At 70.4% G+C, this 16,264-nt stretch carries 12 protein-coding genes and 1 pseudogene; 4 read left to right on the plus strand and 9 right to left on the minus strand.

The genetic code is table 11. The features are described from left to right. Complete coding sequence (locus RM445_RS28275; protein WP_311559922.1) at window positions 1–498, minus strand: DUF1269 domain-containing protein; 498 nt, start codon at window positions 496–498, stop codon at window positions 1–3. Between the two features lie 171 nt (window positions 499–669). Here RM445_RS28275 and RM445_RS28280 point away from each other — a divergent pair, with 171 nt between their 5' ends. From RM445_RS28280 to RM445_RS28290, 3 genes are all read left to right on the plus strand, one after another. Then, window positions 670–1,296: a hypothetical protein gene (locus tag RM445_RS28280; RefSeq protein ID WP_311559923.1), complete on the plus strand. Its 627-nt coding sequence runs from the start codon at window positions 670–672 to the stop codon at window positions 1,294–1,296. 430 nt (window positions 1,297–1,726) lie between these two features. Then, window positions 1,727–2,473: a hypothetical protein gene (locus RM445_RS28285; protein WP_311559924.1), complete on the plus strand. Its 747-nt coding sequence runs from the start codon at window positions 1,727–1,729 to the stop codon at window positions 2,471–2,473. Window positions 2,474–2,956: 483 nt separating this feature from the next. Beyond that, window positions 2,957–3,559, plus strand: coding sequence for a DJ-1/PfpI family protein (locus RM445_RS28290; RefSeq protein ID WP_311559925.1), 603 nt, complete (start codon window positions 2,957–2,959; stop codon window positions 3,557–3,559). 321 nt (window positions 3,560–3,880) lie between these two features. Here RM445_RS28290 and RM445_RS28295 read toward each other — a convergent pair whose 3' ends face one another. The 4 genes from RM445_RS28295 to RM445_RS28310 all read right to left on the minus strand — a co-directional run bounded on the left by RM445_RS28295 (window position 3,881) and on the right by RM445_RS28310 (window position 7,692). Beyond that, window positions 3,881–5,041, minus strand: coding sequence for an acyl-CoA dehydrogenase family protein (locus tag RM445_RS28295; protein WP_311559926.1), 1,161 nt, complete (start codon window positions 5,039–5,041; stop codon window positions 3,881–3,883). 423 nt (window positions 5,042–5,464) lie between these two features. After that, the gene (locus tag RM445_RS28300; RefSeq protein ID WP_311559927.1) at window positions 5,465–6,475 is read right to left on the minus strand and encodes an amidohydrolase family protein; all 1,011 of its coding nucleotides are present in this window, start codon (window positions 6,473–6,475) and stop codon (window positions 5,465–5,467) included. Next, window positions 6,472–6,870, minus strand: a complete 399-nt coding sequence (locus tag RM445_RS28305; protein WP_311559928.1) for a metal-sulfur cluster assembly factor — start codon at window positions 6,868–6,870, stop codon at window positions 6,472–6,474. Before RM445_RS28305 ends, RM445_RS28300 begins: the two co-directional genes overlap by 4 nt. Before the next feature lie 78 nt (window positions 6,871–6,948). Then, a complete protein-coding gene (locus RM445_RS28310; protein WP_311559929.1) occupies window positions 6,949–7,692 on the minus strand; it encodes an IclR family transcriptional regulator in 744 nt (247 codons plus the stop codon). Window positions 7,693–8,666: 974 nt separating this feature from the next. Here RM445_RS28310 and RM445_RS28315 point away from each other — a divergent pair. Further along, a pseudogene (locus RM445_RS28315) lies at window positions 8,667–9,197 on the plus strand (magnesium chelatase domain-containing protein); the annotation flags it as partial. On the opposite strand, the gene RM445_RS28320 reads toward RM445_RS28315, so the two are convergent. From RM445_RS28320 to RM445_RS28335, 4 genes are all read right to left on the minus strand, one after another. Further along, on the minus strand, window positions 9,198–10,064 hold the full coding sequence (locus tag RM445_RS28320) for an alpha/beta fold hydrolase (protein WP_311559930.1): 867 nt from the start codon (window positions 10,062–10,064) through the stop codon (window positions 9,198–9,200). Window positions 10,065–10,131: 67 nt separating this feature from the next. Then, window positions 10,132–12,882 carry an ATP-binding protein gene (locus RM445_RS28325; RefSeq protein WP_311559931.1) on the minus strand — a complete coding sequence of 917 codons (2,751 nt, stop codon included), beginning with the start codon at window positions 12,880–12,882 and terminating at the stop codon, window positions 10,132–10,134. A gap of 348 nt (window positions 12,883–13,230) precedes the next feature. Further along, window positions 13,231–14,133, minus strand: a complete 903-nt coding sequence (locus RM445_RS28330; protein WP_311559932.1) for a hypothetical protein — start codon at window positions 14,131–14,133, stop codon at window positions 13,231–13,233. 45 nt (window positions 14,134–14,178) lie between these two features. After that, on the minus strand, window positions 14,179–15,900 hold the full coding sequence (locus RM445_RS28335; protein ID WP_311559933.1) for a protein kinase domain-containing protein: 1,722 nt from the start codon (window positions 15,898–15,900) through the stop codon (window positions 14,179–14,181). Between the last annotated feature and the right edge of the window lie 364 nt (window positions 15,901–16,264).

Here is a 16,264-nt window from a genome sequence, read left to right on the forward strand (position 1 = left end):
TCAGGCGTGCCGATCGAGTTCGGTGCCGTCGTCGGTACCGGCGTCGAACGCACGTCGCAGCGCGGTCTCGTGCTGCTGGTCGATGGTGCAGACCAGAAGGTCGGCGCCGATCAGGGTCTCGCGGAGGCGGTCGACAGCGGCGCGGTCGGTGACCAGGAAAAGTGCCGAAACCCCAGGGGTGATCCGGTCGCGGGCCTGGGCGAGGAACCGGTCGGACAGACCGACCCGGGCGAGGACGGCGAGGTCCTCGGCCGCGCCGGCGAGGGGAAGCAGGAACAGCAATCCGAACAACAGCCCCCAGAAGGCGCCGGACAACGCACTGACCCCGTTGGCGGAGCCGACCTGGTAACCGTACGGCCGGCGCTCGCCCGCACCCCAGACGAGGACGGCGGCGTCCTCGATCACGACGACCCGCCGCTCCTGCAGCCGCTCAAGTGCACGCAGCGCGGCCTCGGCGCCGTCGGAAGTCTCGAACCGCCAGATGCTGACTGTGCTCACCGCAGGTACTCCGTCCCAGCAGGCGGTGGGTCCGCCCGCCGACGCACCATGGCTGCCCGGGTTTCAAGCGCCCTCCAACCGGGATCGGGGTGTCAGCTCGGCCTGGTGCGCCGGGTGGTGCTCGAGGACGGGTTGGACCGACTTTGGAACTGACACCGCGACCCTCTCGGCATGTCGATGCTCAAAGTCCTCACCGGCTTCATCCCCTGGATCGTGTTCAGCCTCGTCGCCACCCGAGAGGGAGCGGGAGCGGTCACCACGGCCGCGCTACTGGCCTTCTTCGTCGCCGCGGCGTTCCTGATCGTGTCAAGGGTGCGCGGCCGGTCACCCAAGCTGCTGGAGGTGACCGGGGCCGTGGTGTTCGCCGCCTTCGGGATCGTCGGCGCCGTCAACCCGGCCGTGGACGCGTTCCTCGCCGACTACGGCCGCGCGCTGGCCACGCTCATCCTCGCCGTAGCCATCTTCGCGCTGTTGCCGGTGCTGCCCTTCACCGAGCAGTACGCCCGCGAGACCGTGCCGCAGCAGTACTGGCACTCGCCGGTGTTCCGGTCGGTCAACCGCCGGATCAGCGCCGCGTGGGGTGCCGTGATCGCCGGGCACGCGGTGAGTACCGCACTGGCCAGTGTGCTGACCGAGCCGGCCACGACCCTCCCCAGCCGACCCGTCGACCTGCTGTTCAACTGGGTGATCCCCGTCCTGCTGACCTGGTGGGCGTGGCGCTACACGGCGCGGATCAGCGCGCACGCCCACGACGCGGCGACCGCGCGCACCGCTCACCAGACGGCGACCCAGGTCTGACCGACGTTGCCACCCGCCGGTGCCATCGGACAACCACGGGACTCCATCTCGAGGCCACCGCGAACACGCGCAATCACCGCGCTTTGATCTTCACTGGCCTCGATCGTCGTCGTCGTAGTTACTGCCGCCGCTACCGTCACCACCGCCATCTGATGTCTGGAGACATCGGCATCGCCCCGAGCCGTCCTTCGGTTCGGGGCTTCTGCTTTCGAGGGCCAGATCGGCGGCCCGTAATTGATGGTCACGGCTGGGGGTCGGAAGTGAGTTCGCGCAGTGAAGCGCCTTCCATCGTCAGGTGCTCGCCTGCCCGTGAGGCATTCGGGTTCCAAGTCAGTTCCAACCGCGCGTGGAGCCTGGTTGGGGGAGCGTTGTGCAGGTTCTGGGCTGTGGCGCCGCCCGGCGCCCGGACTGCAGCCCAGGGAGCCACGCCATGGCCAGGAGTCGACACCCCCGCACCCGCCGCACCGCCGGCGCCGGGCTGATCGCACTGCTGTGCGCCGGCGTCACGACCGCCTGCACGGGCGCCACCGCGGGCGCCACCGCGGACGACATCGATGCTGCGGTGGCCGTGCCGGCACCCCAGCCGGTGCCGTTCAGCGGAGGGCCCGTCACGATCGCTGTTCCCCAGGGCGTCAGCTCCGTCGTGATCACCGCCATCGGCGGGAGCGGCGGTGCGGGCGTGAGCGGCAGCAACAACTGCATGATCTCCGGCGGCATGGGCGCGACGATCACCGGGACGCTCGAGGTCACTCCCGAGCAGAGTCTGAAGGTCGCCGTCGGGGGCGCCGGACACACCGACTCCTGCGCGGGAGCGACCGACTCGAACGGCGGGCGGGGCGATCCGGAGCAGGGCACCAGCGCGGGCGGTGCGGGGCTCACCGCGTACTCCGGCCGGGACACCGCCAGCGGCGGGGGCGGTGGGGCGACTCTCGTCAGTGTCAACGGCGGCGCCTTCGTCCTGTCGGCCGGCGGCGGGGGCGACGGGGGAGCCGGCGGCAACGGCGGGCAGATCGTGGGCCCCGGAATGGGCGGCTCGGGCGACGGTGCGGGCGGCGGGGCCGGCGGTCAGAACAGCGGCAACCCGGCCGGCACGGGCGGTCACGGTGGCTGGTCCGGCGGTGAGGGCGGCGGAGGCGGCGGAGGGACCTCTGCCGGCGCCGGCGGGGGCGGTGGCTAGTTCGGCGGCGGTGGCGGCGGTGCCGGCTCGGCGGACGTCAGCTCCTCCGTGCTGACCGGCGTGACGATCGAGACAGCCACCAAGGCGGGCAACGGTTCGGTGCTCCTGACCTGGCAGGCGTGACCGACTGGCTCGCCACCGAGGCCGGCGCGCCGCGGCCGCTCGCCTTCCAAGCTGGCTCCATCGAGGGTGGGGGCTTGTCCGCAGCGTTCTGGGGCCTGCTATTCGGGACCCAATGCCTCGCCCCCCTTGCCGGTCTGGCCCGGCCACCGGACAGGCGCCCGTTATGGGCTTCCCCGAGTTCTTGCTGCGGGAGGTCCGCGAGCGGATAGGTCCCCCGAACCTCGGCGCTGTTCATCCTGAGCACGGACGAGACGGCCGCCCGGCCGCGCGATGTCGTGCCCGACGGCGGGCTCATGGCCCACCGCTTGACCACCGAGCAGAAGGCGCCCCGGACCGCGCCTTCGGAACTAGGGTTGCGCCATGAACATGATCGGGGTGTTGGCCTTCGACGGAGCCGAGGAGCTCGATGTCGTCGGCCCCTGGGAGGTCCTCACCGCCTCATCAGCCCTGCTCGAGCGCGACGGCGCCCCGCCCGATCAGGTATTGCTGGTGGCGGCGGGGCTGGAGCCGGTGCGCTGCCGTAAGGGCATGCGCCTGCTCCCGGACGCGACGTTCGCCGACCATCCCCGGCTCGACGTCGTCGTCGTGCCTGGGGGAGACGGCACCCTCCTCGCCTCAGCGGACCGGCTCCTGCTCGACTGGCTCGCCCGGGTCGGAGCCGAGGCGTCCTGGGTCGCGAGCGTGTGCACCGGGGCACTATTGCTGCACGCCTCCGGGCTGGCCGCCGGCAAGCGCCTCGCCACCCACCGGGTGTTCGAGGACCGCCTGACCGAGCTCGGCGCCGACGTCGTGCGGGACGCGCGCTGGGTGGCGGACGGGAACGTGGTGAGCAGCCAGGGTGTGTCGGCCGGGATCGACATGGCGTTGTGGCTGGTGGGGCAGCTGCACTCGCCCCGCCACGCTCGGGCGACCCAGCGCTACATCCAGTACGACCCGGCTCCGCCGTATCAGGCGGACGTCTAGCGCTACGCCGGCCGCCATCACCGGGACGCGATCGCCAAAGCCTCCGCGACCGTCAGGTCAGGACAAGGCGTGGCCGGAAGTAGTCGGTAGATCCACCTCGTGGTCAAGCACGATCTCATCGTCGGCGTAGAAGAGATCCACCAGCTCCCACGGTCTGTGCGAGTGGCACTGGACTGAGATCGGACCGGACATCACGTCGCCGAGACCTGTCTCGCCTCTTGCCATACCGATGACTCCCGTGTGCGTGTGCGGAGCCGCGGGTATTCCCTGATCGAGACCAGCCGAGCACCGGTGCGAGACCGGGTTGCCCTGTCGCCATGTTCAGAAGACGGGCACCGTGACGTCCTGGCCGGCGAGCACGGCGCCTGCGGTGGTCAGCGTGTCCGGTTTGACCGCGAAGTGCTGGGTCACGGCGTGGACGTCACGCAGCCGCCGTTGCAGCGGGCAGTCGGCGTAGATCGAGCTGCCGCCGCCGGACCGGTAGGCGGTCTCCACGACCGCGGCCGAGCGGGTGGTGACCCAGACCCCAGCGGCGCGGATCCGAGCCCGCTGTTCCAGGGTGAGCTCGCCGCCGGTTGTGACGGTCTTCCACGCCGACTCGGCCGACTCGTAGAGCAGGGCGCGCGCGGCGCGCAGCTCGGTGTCCGCGGTGGCGAGCTCGAACTGGAAGTGTGGGTTGGCGGCCAGCGGCGCGCCGGCTAGCAGCGGCACCTTGCGGGCGGCGATTGCATGGATGTCGTCCAGCGCGCCCTGGGCCAGTCCGAGTGGCACGCTGGCGGTAATCAGGGAGATCAGCGCGAGTGGTGGGATGCGCACGATCGGCTCGTCGACACAGCGCGGGTCAGTCAGGGGCCGCCACGTCCGCTCGGCGGGGACGACGATGCTGTCGGCCCGGAAGTGGTGGCTGCCGGTGCCGCACAGGCCGGACACCGTCCAGGTGTCCTCGATCACGACCTGCTCGGGTGCAAGCACGGCCATCCGCATCTGCGGCACGCCGTCCACGACGCCCTCGATGCAGTTGCCGAACAGCCAGTCTGCGTGCTGGCATCCGCTGGCGAAGCTCCAGCGGCCGCTGACCTGGTAGCCCCCGGGCGTGACAGCGATCGACCCGGTCGGGTTGAAGACGCCGGCGGTGATGACGTCGGGTGTGGCGAACAGCGCATCGAACGTGGCCCGGGGCAGCCCGGCCATGTCGATCCACGTGGCGGCTCCGATCATGACCGTCCAGGCCACGGACGCGTCGGCCCGGGCGAGGGACTCGATGATCCGCATCGCTTCGGGCAGGTCGGCTCCCAGCCCGCCGTGGGTGCGGGGGCGTAGCACCCGGAAGCAGCCGATCCTGCGCAATTCGTCGAGCAGGTCGGGAGGCAGGCGGCGGGCCGTCTCGATCTCGGCGGCCCGGGCCGCGATCGTCGGCGCCAGCTCACGGGTCGCGTCGAGCACGTCCGCGGCGGTCGCGGCGGGCTGCTCACCAGTGGCCATGGTGGTTCCTTCGTGGGTCAGGGCCGTCGTTGTGGTCGATGCGCGCATTGAGTCCGCGGACCTGGCGTAAACCTCGCGGCGCGGTCAGGCCGGGGCGAATCCTCGCCCCCTGCGGCCGGCCGGGGAAGCGGGCCGTGCAAGCAGCCAAAGCAAACGGGAACCGCGGGACCACGGGGTTGGCGCTTGGCGCTCGAGGTGGACGCTGGGGACGCGGACCGCGGCTGCCTTGAACAGCGGTGGCTCCCGGCCGGGCAGATCCGGTGGGCGGGCAGGCGACGCCGATGGGCGCTCGCCCGTACGCGGCGGCGCCGGTCCTGGCACGGCTCGCAGAAGCGGCCGACCTCGTCTTCGCCGGGATCGAGGAGATCGCCCTCGTCCTCGGCCGAAAGGCGTCCAGCTGCGGTCACATCAGGTCGCGGCAGCCTAGTGTGTCGATGGGCGGCCCAGACGGTCGCGTGTCGCGTCGACGTCCATCCCGTGCAGCCGGAGCAGGTTCTCGCCGAGGATCTTCCGCTTGGCCTGGTCGGTCAGCTGCGGGTAGCCGTAGCCCTCGCACAGGTCCTGCGGGATCGAGAAGTCCCGGAAGGCGTTGAGCGCCCACTGCGGTTGCCAGATCGGTGCCTCCGATCCGTAGACGATCTTGTCCTCCCCACACCAGAAGAGCAGCTTCCCGAGGATCTCGGCGAACATCCTGGGGGATCGGACGATGAAGTTGAGCGTCGCGGCGATCGAGGCGTAGAGGTTCGGATGCCGGATCAGCTGCCAGCACGTCTCGTCGAGGAACGGCAGCCCGACGTGGAAGATCACGAAGTTGAGGTCGGGGAACGCGGCCGCCGCGCCGTCCATGTCCCAAGTCTGGGTGGCCTCGACGGGCTGAGGGCCCAGTGGCACTCCCTTGTGCACCCCGATGAGGTTGATGCCCAGTTCCTGGGCCTTCTCGAACACGGGGAACGCGATGCGGGGGTCGTCCATCCGCCACGGGAAGGGGGCGCCGTAGTCGTAGCGGACGTTGTAGAACTTGAACGCCTTGGCGCCGAACTCCCCGACCTGACGCTCCATGAGGTCGAGCGCCCTGCGGCCCTCGAGGGGGTTGACCGAACCCCAGAAGACGATCCGCTCCGGGTCCCGTGAGGCGAGTTCCGCACAGTCCTCCCACGGTGACAACCCGTCGCGGAAGAGGTCCGTGAGCGGCAACGGCATCGCGACGAGCATGTCGGTGTCGGAGTGGTCGAAGACCATCTCGTGGATGTCGGCGGGAGTCCAGTCCTTGAGGTACTGCTCCGCCGAGAGCTTCGGCTCGGTGTCTGGGGTCAGGACCTGGTGGAAGGCGTAGAGGTGTTGCCGGAACATCTCCCCGGCCCGGTCGTAGACGTTCTTCTCCGTGAAGTTGAAGGGATGGGCGACCCCGTCGAAGACGAACGCGTCACCGATCATTGGTCGACCTCCTCGGTCTGCGGACGGAGTGCGGCGACGAACGCGTCGCGGTCGGGAACGGCGGCGGGATCGGGGAGGAAGCGCAGCTTGCCGACGGCGGACTCGGAGAGGCGGTCGGTCGTCCACGCCTCGTCCCAGACAACCTCGACGTCGCAGGTGTCCACGTCCGGTCGGGCGAGGACGACGTCCTCGATCTCGCCGAGCAGGTGGGTCGCGAACGGGCACCAGCCCGAGGTGAGCATCAGTTCGATACGGGCGTGTGTGCCGTTCACGGTGGCGGACCGGAGCAGGCCCATGTCGACGACGGAGATGCCCTTCTCGCGGCAGCACGGGTCGTAGACATCGGACAGGGCGTCGAGAACCCATCGGGGTGCGCCGACGTCGCTCGTCGCCATTGGGCCATGGTCGGACTCGGTACCCCGTTTCGACCAGGGTGCGGGTTTCAGATGGTGACGATCGGGCTGAGGCAAGCCTCAGCGCATGACGAGCGCACGGGACACCCTCCTGGCGCCGATGACCAGCGCCTCGCGGGACCGGCTGCGCGCGCGCGTGGCGGGCGGCACCACCACCCCGACCGCCGCCAGGTGCCCCGGCTCGACGACGGGCGCAGCCAGGCAGTGGATCCCGAGCGCGTACTCCTCCTCGTCGACGGCGACCTGGTCTGCTGCAGGCAGTGTCAGCCGACGTCGGTCCACGACGGTGTGCCGGGTGAGGTCGTGCATCGGATGCCGGGACAGGTAGTCGTCGCGCTCCGCCGTCGTGAACTGGCCGAGGATGCACTTGCCCAGCGCCGTGGCGTGCGCTGCGTCGTGCACCCCGACGCAGAGGTCGATGCGCGGGGACCTGGGACTGTCGACGATCTCGACGACGACGATCTCACCGTCGACGCACCGGGCCAGGTAGACCGGGCCTCCCGCCGCATCCCGCAACCATTCGAGCGCCGGGCGGGCCACGGCAATCCCGGCGGCGTCCCGTCCTCGCCGGTGCACGGTGTCGAGGCGGTGGCCGAGGACGTACGTCCCGTCGTCCAGGCGCTGCAGCCAGCCCTCATAGGTACAGGTGCGCAGGAGGTGGTAGGCCGTCGCGAGGGGAAGCCCCGTGGCCCGGGCGATCTCCTTCGCCGTGGCGCGGCCCTCGCCCTCACCCACGACCTCGATGAGGCGCAGCGCACGCTGCACCGAGCGGATCAACGTCGGCCGGCCGCGCTCCACCGCCATGGCTCGCTCCCTCGCATGCACGTCCAGCCTCGCAGGAGAGCGAGGGCCGGGGAAGGGCAGACGCAGTCTGCGACCGTCCGTACCGCACCACCGGAGCCGGAAGTGGGTGCCGGGGAAGGTCGAAATGACAGCTTTCGCCACAGCAGGGTGGCTTCATCGGGTACGGGAGGAGTCGGCGTCGAGGCCTGCGCTGCCCAGCAGTGCTGCCGGATCGACGGCGGTCCCGGTGCCCCGCGGTGATGGCATAGTCGGCGAACGGCGGCACGTGCTCGATCACGCCAGGCGCAACCCGCGTCTTCTCGACGGCCACGGTCATCGGGACGACAACGGCTGTGGTAGCACCGCGCGCAACGACGGGACGTGGTCGACACCGTCGAGCAACGGCACGAGGCCGCTTTATGCAGGAACGGTGATGGAGCTCAGATCAGTGCAGCGAGCAGGTCCGGCGTCTTCACCGTCATGAACAGGACGTCGACCGGTGCGGTGAGCCACGGTCGAGCCGGGAGCCGGACCTGCAGCTCGCCGTACCGCTGCTGTGCAGGGTCAGCCCGTTGACGTGATCGCGGTGCTCGTGCGATGAGACGCCAACAGCGTCACGTCGTGGCCAGCCTCCGCGAGCAGCACGCCGCCCAGCATCCGCCGACCGCGCCCACTCCGAGGATTGCGATCTTCGCCGGCACAACCACTCCTTCAAGGAGTGGATCACATCGTCCTTTGGACAACCACGCCCGTGGTCGCACGGTGGTCGCAAGACACCCAGCAGTGACCGAGATCAGATAGCACGGGCTGGACGCCACGCAAGCGTGACCTGCTGAAATAGTAGTCGAGAACATCAGGCGGACGCTGATAAGTCATCTGGGGGTCAAGGGGGCGCAGATTTAAGTCCTGTCGTCCCGACGCGGCGAACAAGGGAGGTACTCGATCTTCGAGTGCCGCCCTTGCTGCTTCTGACCCGGCCCATGCCCTCGCAGCGCGACCCGTCGGGGCTGTTCCTGGCTCGGTTCGGCGACCCGCCGGTGCCCGGGACGGCTGTGACGGTCGTGATGGACGGTCGACGCCCGCTGTCGGCTGAGGTGCAGGCGCTGGTCGCCGGCAAGGACATCCCGAACCCGCGCCGGGCCGTCAGCGGCCTGGACAATGCGCGGGTCGCGATGCTGCTGGCCGTGCTCGAGCGGCGCGCGGGGGTGCGGCTGCACGACGCCGAGGTGTACGCGGCGACGGTCGGCGGCATGCGGATCACCGAACCCGCCGCGGACCTCGCCCTGGCGATGGCGATCACCTCCGCGCGGCGGGACGTCGCGCTGCCCCCGGACCTGGTGGTGCTGGGCGAGATCGGCCTGGCGGGCAAGATCCGCCGCGTGGCCGACGTCGGGCGCCGGCTCGCCGAGGCGGCCCGGCTGGGCTTCGCCCGGGCGCTGGTGCCGCCGGACAGCGGGGTGCAGCGTCCCGACCTGCGGGTGCAGGAGGTCGGCGACGTGGCGCTGGTGCTCGACAACCTCCGCTAGTCAGCCCGACACGGCAGCGGCGACCAGCCTGGCGACGCCGGACGGGTCCTGCAGCGGCATGCTGTGGCTGACGCCGGGCAGGACGTCGCGGCGTGCGGCGGGCAGCATCCCCGCGAGAAGCGTCGCCGTCTGGTCGTACACCTGCGTGACGCCGGCGCTGTCGCCGCCGGTCACAATCAGGGTCGGCGCGTTGATCCGCAATGCTTGCTCGATATCGAAGTTCCATTCGTGGGTGGCGCGCATCTCGTCGGTGAAGAAGAAGGACGCGTCACGCTCGATGCGGGCGAAGGCGTCGTCGCCTAGCCGGGCCGCGATCGCGTCGCGGTAGCCGGGACCGTCGACGCCGCGCAGGAAGGTGTCCGTCGCCAGCGCGAAGTCGGCGGCACCGACCGCCGCCATGGTGGGACCGATCACCTCGCGTCCCAGGACCTCGGCGGCCGGACCTGCCGGCTTCGGTGCGGGCTCGAGAAGGACGAGCCCCGCGACGAGGTCGGGCTCGTCGAGCGCCGCCTGGAGTCCGATACAGCCGCTGGAGGAGTGCCCGATCCAGTGGACTCGCTCGATGCCGAGTTCGCGCAGCAGCCGGCAGCACTGGCGGGCGTGGTCGGCCAGGGTGACGTGGGTTCGGGGACGCGAGCTCGCGCCGTACCCGGCTCGGTGCACCCGGACGAGCCGGAACCCGTCGAGGGCCGGCTCGTCGAACATCGGGCGAAACCACTCACCGAAGACGCCGCCGTGGACGAGGAGGACGGGGGGCGCGTCGCGTGGTCCGCGTTCCCAGTACTCGAGCTGGGCGTCGCCGACGTCGACGCGGCCGTGGACGGTTGCGGTGCTGCTGGTGGTGCTGGTGGTGCTGGTGGTCGTCATGCCCGGCACGTTGCCGCGGGCCGGCCGTGGGGGAATCCGTGTGGCACACGGGCCTGGCCCGCCCGGCTCACGGAGCCGGCAGGTCATCCCGCGATGTCGCGCCGGTCTTGAGCAGAAGGCTGCTTACGTGCGTCTCGACGGTACGCCGCGACAGCTGCAGCCGATGGGCGATCTCGACGTTGCCGAGGCCCTGGGCGACGAGTGCCAGGACCTGGAGCTCGCGGCCGGTCACGCCGAGGGCCCGCAGCCGAGGGGGCACGGGCTCGATGTACCGGCCGGGTCGGGGAACCGGGAGGCCGAGGCGGCGGAGGTGGGCCTCGCAGAGCCGGGCCATGCGCACCTCCTGGTGGGCCAGCAGCCAGGCGTGGGCTTCGCGCAACAGCGCGGGGTCCCCGGGTCCGTCGACCGCGCGCGGCACGAGCATGACCCGGAACCGGTAGCGGAGGAACGGGTGGGGTGCCAGCAGCCGGTCGCCTTCGGCCAGCAGCGCGGCAGCGTCGGCGCGTCCCGTGGCCGCGACGGCGTCGGCGTAGGCGAGGGCCGCGCGGTTGACCGCCTGCACGAGGACGTCGGAGTCGCGCAGCTCTGCCCGGGGCGCGTCGTCACCGGGGTCGTGCACGGTGCGCAGCAGCGCCCACTCGCCCCACACCGGCGCCGGAGGTGCGGCGGGCAGGTCCCGCAGCACGGCGATGCAGCTGTCGAGCTCGCGCACGGCCCGGTCGTCGTCGCCCTGCAGCCAGGCGTCGGTGGCCTGGTTGTGGGAGCGCTCGGAGCGGTACAGCGGGCTCGGGACGAGTCGGTCGACCTCATCGAGGAGCGGGTCCGCCTCGGCCGTCCGGCCCTCGTGCACGCGGCCGCGGGCGATCCACATCAACGCGTGCGCGCGGATGCCTGTGAGCCCCAGCCGCCCGGCCCGGTAGGCACACCGCCCGGCTCGGGGCAGGATGCCGACCATCCCCTCGGCGCCCACGGTCATGGCGATGGCCTGCAGGTCGAGTGCCGTCGCGGTGCCGAGCATGCCGGCGTCGAGCGCCAGCGCCCGCGCCTCGGCGATGCGGCCGGTCGGTGCCGACCCGAACAGCTCGGCGGCACCGAGCTCGGCGAGCGCCCTGATCCGCCACGGCGTGAGGTGGTGGTGGGCCGCGACCCGCTCGGCCCGCTCGAAGGCCGCGGTCGACGCCGCCGGGTCGCGGCGTCGCAACGCCCGCCCGACGACCTCGAGGGCTTCGCACACGACGTCCGGCGGCCCGGCCTGCTCGGCGGCCCAGGTGGCCGAGGCCAGCGCCCGCTCGAGGTCACCGGCGTCGAGCGCGATGTGGGCGGCGAGCGCCGCGACCCGCGGGTCGTTGGGATCGCCCGCGAGTGCGAGGTAGTGGCCGGCCCGGTCAAAGCGCTGACCGGCCACGCAGGCCCGCGCAGCGGCGACGGCCAGTGCCGACCGGTCCGGCCCCGCCGCCGCGGGCAGCGCGGCGGCGGCCGCCGCGATCGCGTCGTCGGTGCGGGTGGCCAGGGCGAACGCCTGGATCCGTTCGACGGTGATCGCCACGAGCAGGCTCGCGTCCCCCACGGCCAGCACCGCGGCACGTCCGAGGATCTCGTGCGCGGTGGACAGGGCGCCGACGGCGACCGCGTCGCGCGCTTCCTCCAGCAGCAGTCCCGCGGCTCGGACGGGGCGGCCGCCGCGCGCGTACAGGTTCGCGACGAGGGACCGGGGCACGTCCGCGGCACCGTCGAGCATCGCAGCGGCTCGTGCCGCGACGGCCGCCTGCCCCGGTGCGGTGAGCCCGGCGAGCACGGCACTGCAGGTCAACGCGTGCCGCCACCGCAGTTCACCGGCCGGGCCGCGGATCAGCAGGCCGGCGTCCACCGCGGCCGGCAGCTCTTCGACGACGTCGCCGGCGACCCGCGCAAGCAGCTGCGGGTCGAGCTCGGGGCCCAGCACCGCGGCGGTACGCACCAGCTCGCGGACGCGAGGGGTCAGCCCGGCGACCCGACCGTCGACCAGGGCTGAGTGCGACGGCGGCGGCCCACCGCTGAGCGCCCTCGTCGTCCGCCACGCCGGCCCGTCGCGGACCAGCACCCCGCTGTCCACGAGCCCGGTCGTCACCTCGGTGACCATCAGCGGGACACCCTCGCTCACCCGCGTCACGTACTCCTCGGCCTCCGGCGGGAGCTCGCCCCCGACGGTCCGTCGAGCGAGTACGGCGACCTCGGCGGGCCGCAACGGCTCCAGCACGACCGTGCGCACCCGGGGGTGCCGGCGCAGCGCGGCGAGGCCGTCCGGACCGGCCTGGTCGTCGCGCATCGCGACGACGATGCTCGACGCTACGTCGTGCAGACCTCCCGCCAGGTACTCCAGCAGGGCGAGGGTGTCGCGATCCGCCCAATGCGCGTCGTCCAGCACCAGCACGGTCCGGCGGTCGGCGGCCAGCACCCGCAGCAGCGCGAGCACCGCCTCGCCGAGGACGACGACCGGATCGACCAGGTGCACTCCCGACGCCGGCCCGGGTGGCCACGTCGGCAGGATGCGCGCGAGCACGGCGCGGAACGGGCACACCTGCTCGTCGTCGGCGAGCGACGGCGGCGCGAGCCGGACCAGGGCCTCGGCGACCGGGCGGAACGGACCCGCGCCGGGCACCGCGTGCCCGGACGCCGCGAGGGCGCCGGCGGCCGTCAGCCGCCTGGTCAGCTCTTCGAGCAGCGTCGTCTTGCCGCTGCCCGCGCATCCCGCCAGCAGGACGAGCTCACCCGACCCGTCGTGGCACGCCGCGAGCAGCGACGCCAACTCGGCAGAGCGACCGACGAGCGCCGAGGTCACTTAGGGAGTATCACTCACGGGGTACTCAGGAAGGGGGTCGGCGGGCTGATCACGTCGTCTAGCCGGACCATCAGGCGGTAGGAGCCCGCAGGCACGAAAGTCCGCGGCTGCGCGCAGCCCGGGGTGGTGGTGCGCTCGCCCCACGTCAGCGTGAACACGACCGGCCCGCCGGGCACGAGGATGCGCAGGTCGGTGGTCGGGTTGTTCAGGCAGTCGTTGCTCGACCAGAGGCGGGTGTTTGAACTCAGCCCGCAGTCAGCGGCGCCTCAACCTGCTCGCCAGCCCTGCGTGCGCGACACCGACGGGAACCTCGAATGGGACAGGCGTCTGCATCTGCCGGGTCTAGAATCAGAAGCCTTCCGATGCCAGCGAGTCGGATCCGATGACATCTCCCGACCCCGGATGCACATAGTTGATGCTGTGCGCGCCTTCAGTTGTCCGGCCGACGATCGTCTTGAGGGTCGAGCGCTCGTCCATGGATGGCATCTTCTCAGTTTCTAGAAACACTCTGCCCGCACGTCTGCCTAGATAGCTGACGTCGGCACCCGCTCCCGCGTTGAATTGGGACAGGTCGGACTCCATGATCGATCGAGTTTCGTCGTCGTTCGTCACCCTGCTGATGGCCGGCCGGCCTGCTGCCGTGGCGGTACCGGGCCCTCGTCCTGCAGGTTCAACTCTTTCCGCGAGTGCTGCCATCTTGGCCAGCAACAGGTCGAGCTTGGCATCCTCCGGGTTGCCTGCATCGGTTTGTTGTGCAGTGACCTGGATTCCTGCGAACTTCCAGAGCTCGTTCTGGTCATGCTTGCCGGCTGCTGCGATGTGTTCGCTGAGCTTCGGTATCTCGGCTGTGAGACACCAAGGATCCATTCGGTGGTCGTACTCGTAGCAGTGAATCGGCGTGTTGTCGAAGGGGACGGTGTCGGTGAGCCTGTCTCTCACGAGTGCCACGGGCTTGTTGAGGGCGACGCGTATGCCCAACTCGAAGAAGACGTTGGCGTTCCAGAGGCTGGTGTCGCACAAGACGACATCGGCGCGGGCGAGGTTGTCGATGATGGCGGCTTGGATGACCTTAGAACTATCGACCGAGGCGGGGACGAACCGATATCCGGCCAACTCGGCTGCCGGCTTGAAGATGAACTGCGCGACGTGGAGGAAGTGTTCGCGATCACCGCCATACTGGGACACCGCCTCGTCAGGTGTCGTAATCGGCATGATGGCGAAACACAACGGCTTAACCTCGCGAAGTGCCATGGAGCGAATCCTTCTCAAGCAATCACCCGATGGTCCGGGGACCAGTCAGGGTCCGAGGACGGTGGAGATCCCGGTGAGGCGATCAGCGCGTATCGGTTGGCCGTCGTCGACAGCTTGAAGGGTGATCGGGTCGAGCGGAGGGGCTGCGCTGCGTTCGCCACCGTTGTTGCGAATGCCGACTTGTGTCCCGTCCGGGAGGACGATCCAGCCGATCCGGGTGGTGATGCCTTGGACTGTACGGCGGCTCTCGTAGAGGCCGTCCGCGCCGACCGCGATCTGAGCGGCAAAAGGTCTCATGGTTCCTCCAGCGGTGACATTGCCGAGAAGGGAGCGTTGGCTGACGGTCGCGGTGATGCCGGTATCGGCGTTGCGGCCGCGCAAGGTGAGCTGATCACCGCTCAGCGTGCCTTCCAGCCAAGCCTCGACCTTGTTCCCGTCGCAGAGGTAGCCGGCTGCGCGGCCGTCCTTCACGCCGACGGCAACAGTGAGTTCGTTTCCGCTGGACCGACCGGTGAACACTGCCTCGGTCAAGGTCGGCCCGGCCGCTACGCTGGACGCCGCATCGGGCACGAGACGGGTTGAAGGCGGCAGAGCTGTCGCTGATGGGGTCGGGGCAATACCGGCGGCCGGGTCATCGATCCGGTCGGAGCTGTCGCGGCCGAACGAGAGTAACCCCGCTATCGCGATCACAGCGAGGACCGCGATCACCACTGCAACGGGAAGAAGCCGACCTCGATCTCGCAGACTGACGGTTTCGGGCATGGCCTTGATGTCGTCACTCGATCGGACTTCGGGTTCGGCCTGTTCGGGCGCGTCAGGTAGCTGAGGCGTGCTTGGCTCGGGACTGCAGTCTGGGACACGATCGAGGTCCTCGGAGGCCGCTGTGTGGTCGGTGGCCCTCGCCGCCCGCACGGGAAACTCCGGCGCCGGTACCTCGCTTACGGAGGAGATGGTGGGAGTGGAGCTGCCGGTCCGCAGGGCGCTGCGTGCCGCGCGGGCGAGTTCGCCGGCAGTGGCATATCGAGCGACAGCGTCCTTGGCCATTCCGGTGGCGACGAGCTCGTCGAAGATCGCGGCAGCGGGGTTGGAGGCGGATGGCCGTGGCGGAGGGATATCCATGTGCGAATGCATGAGCGCGGGCAGGCCTTCGCCGGCGTAGGGACGGTGACCGGTGATCATCTCGAAGAACACGCAGGTGAGGGAGTACACGTCCGACCGGATGGTCATCGCGCCGTCGAACTGCTCGGGCGCCATGTAGGCAAGGCTGCCGAGCAGAGCGCCGGTTCGAGTCAGCGAGTTGCCGCTGGTCGCGCTCGTGGCGGCTGCTCGGGTGATGCCGAAGTCCCCGAGGTAGCAGAAATCCGTGACGCCACGGTCGAGCAGGATGTTCGACGGCTTGACGTCCCGATGGACGAGCCCGTTGGCATGGGCGTCGTCGAGGGCGTGCGCTACCTGTTCGAGCATGTTGACCGCCCGGTCCGGTGCGAGCGCGCCGGAGGCCTGCACGAGTTCGTGGAGGTCTCCGCCCTCAACGAAGCGCATGTCGATGTAGAGCTGGTCGTGGATCGTGCCGTAGCGGTGGATTGGGATCACATGCGGACTTCGCAGCCCCGCGGCGAGTCGTGCCTCCCTGCCGAATCGCAGTTGGAACTCCGGGTCGTCCGCCAGATGTGGCGCCAGCCGCTTGACTGCCACTGTCCGATGGTGCTCAGTGTCGAAGGCCCGGTACACCTCGCCCATTCCGCCGCGACCGAGCAGCTTGTCCATACGATAGGAACCGAAGGTTGGTGCGTCACTGCTCAAGATCCGTCCAAGGACGTGTCAGTGGTGCGGGCTGAGGTTGACCGATGCGTCGTCGCAACTCCTTAGTACCTCGTCAGCTCGGCATATTCTGGCGGCTCATCAATATTGATGAACACGACGGTGGCGCCCTCGGCCGGCCTTGGCGTTGCAGCCTCTTCCGCGATATTGCAGAATTCGCCGAGCGTGACTGTACCGACGTCGGCTAGGACGCTCCTGAACAATCGTCTTGTGGGGCCTGGTGGGATGAGCAGGGCCTCTCAAGGCGGTCGATCCGGCGGTCAACGCCCTCGCGGGGGACAGCGAGTTCGCCTGCCTGTCGCGGCCGTGA

This window comes from Pseudonocardia charpentierae (assembly GCF_031845345.1).
GTDB classification, from domain to species: domain Bacteria; phylum Actinomycetota; class Actinomycetes; order Mycobacteriales; family Pseudonocardiaceae; genus Pseudonocardia; species Pseudonocardia charpentierae.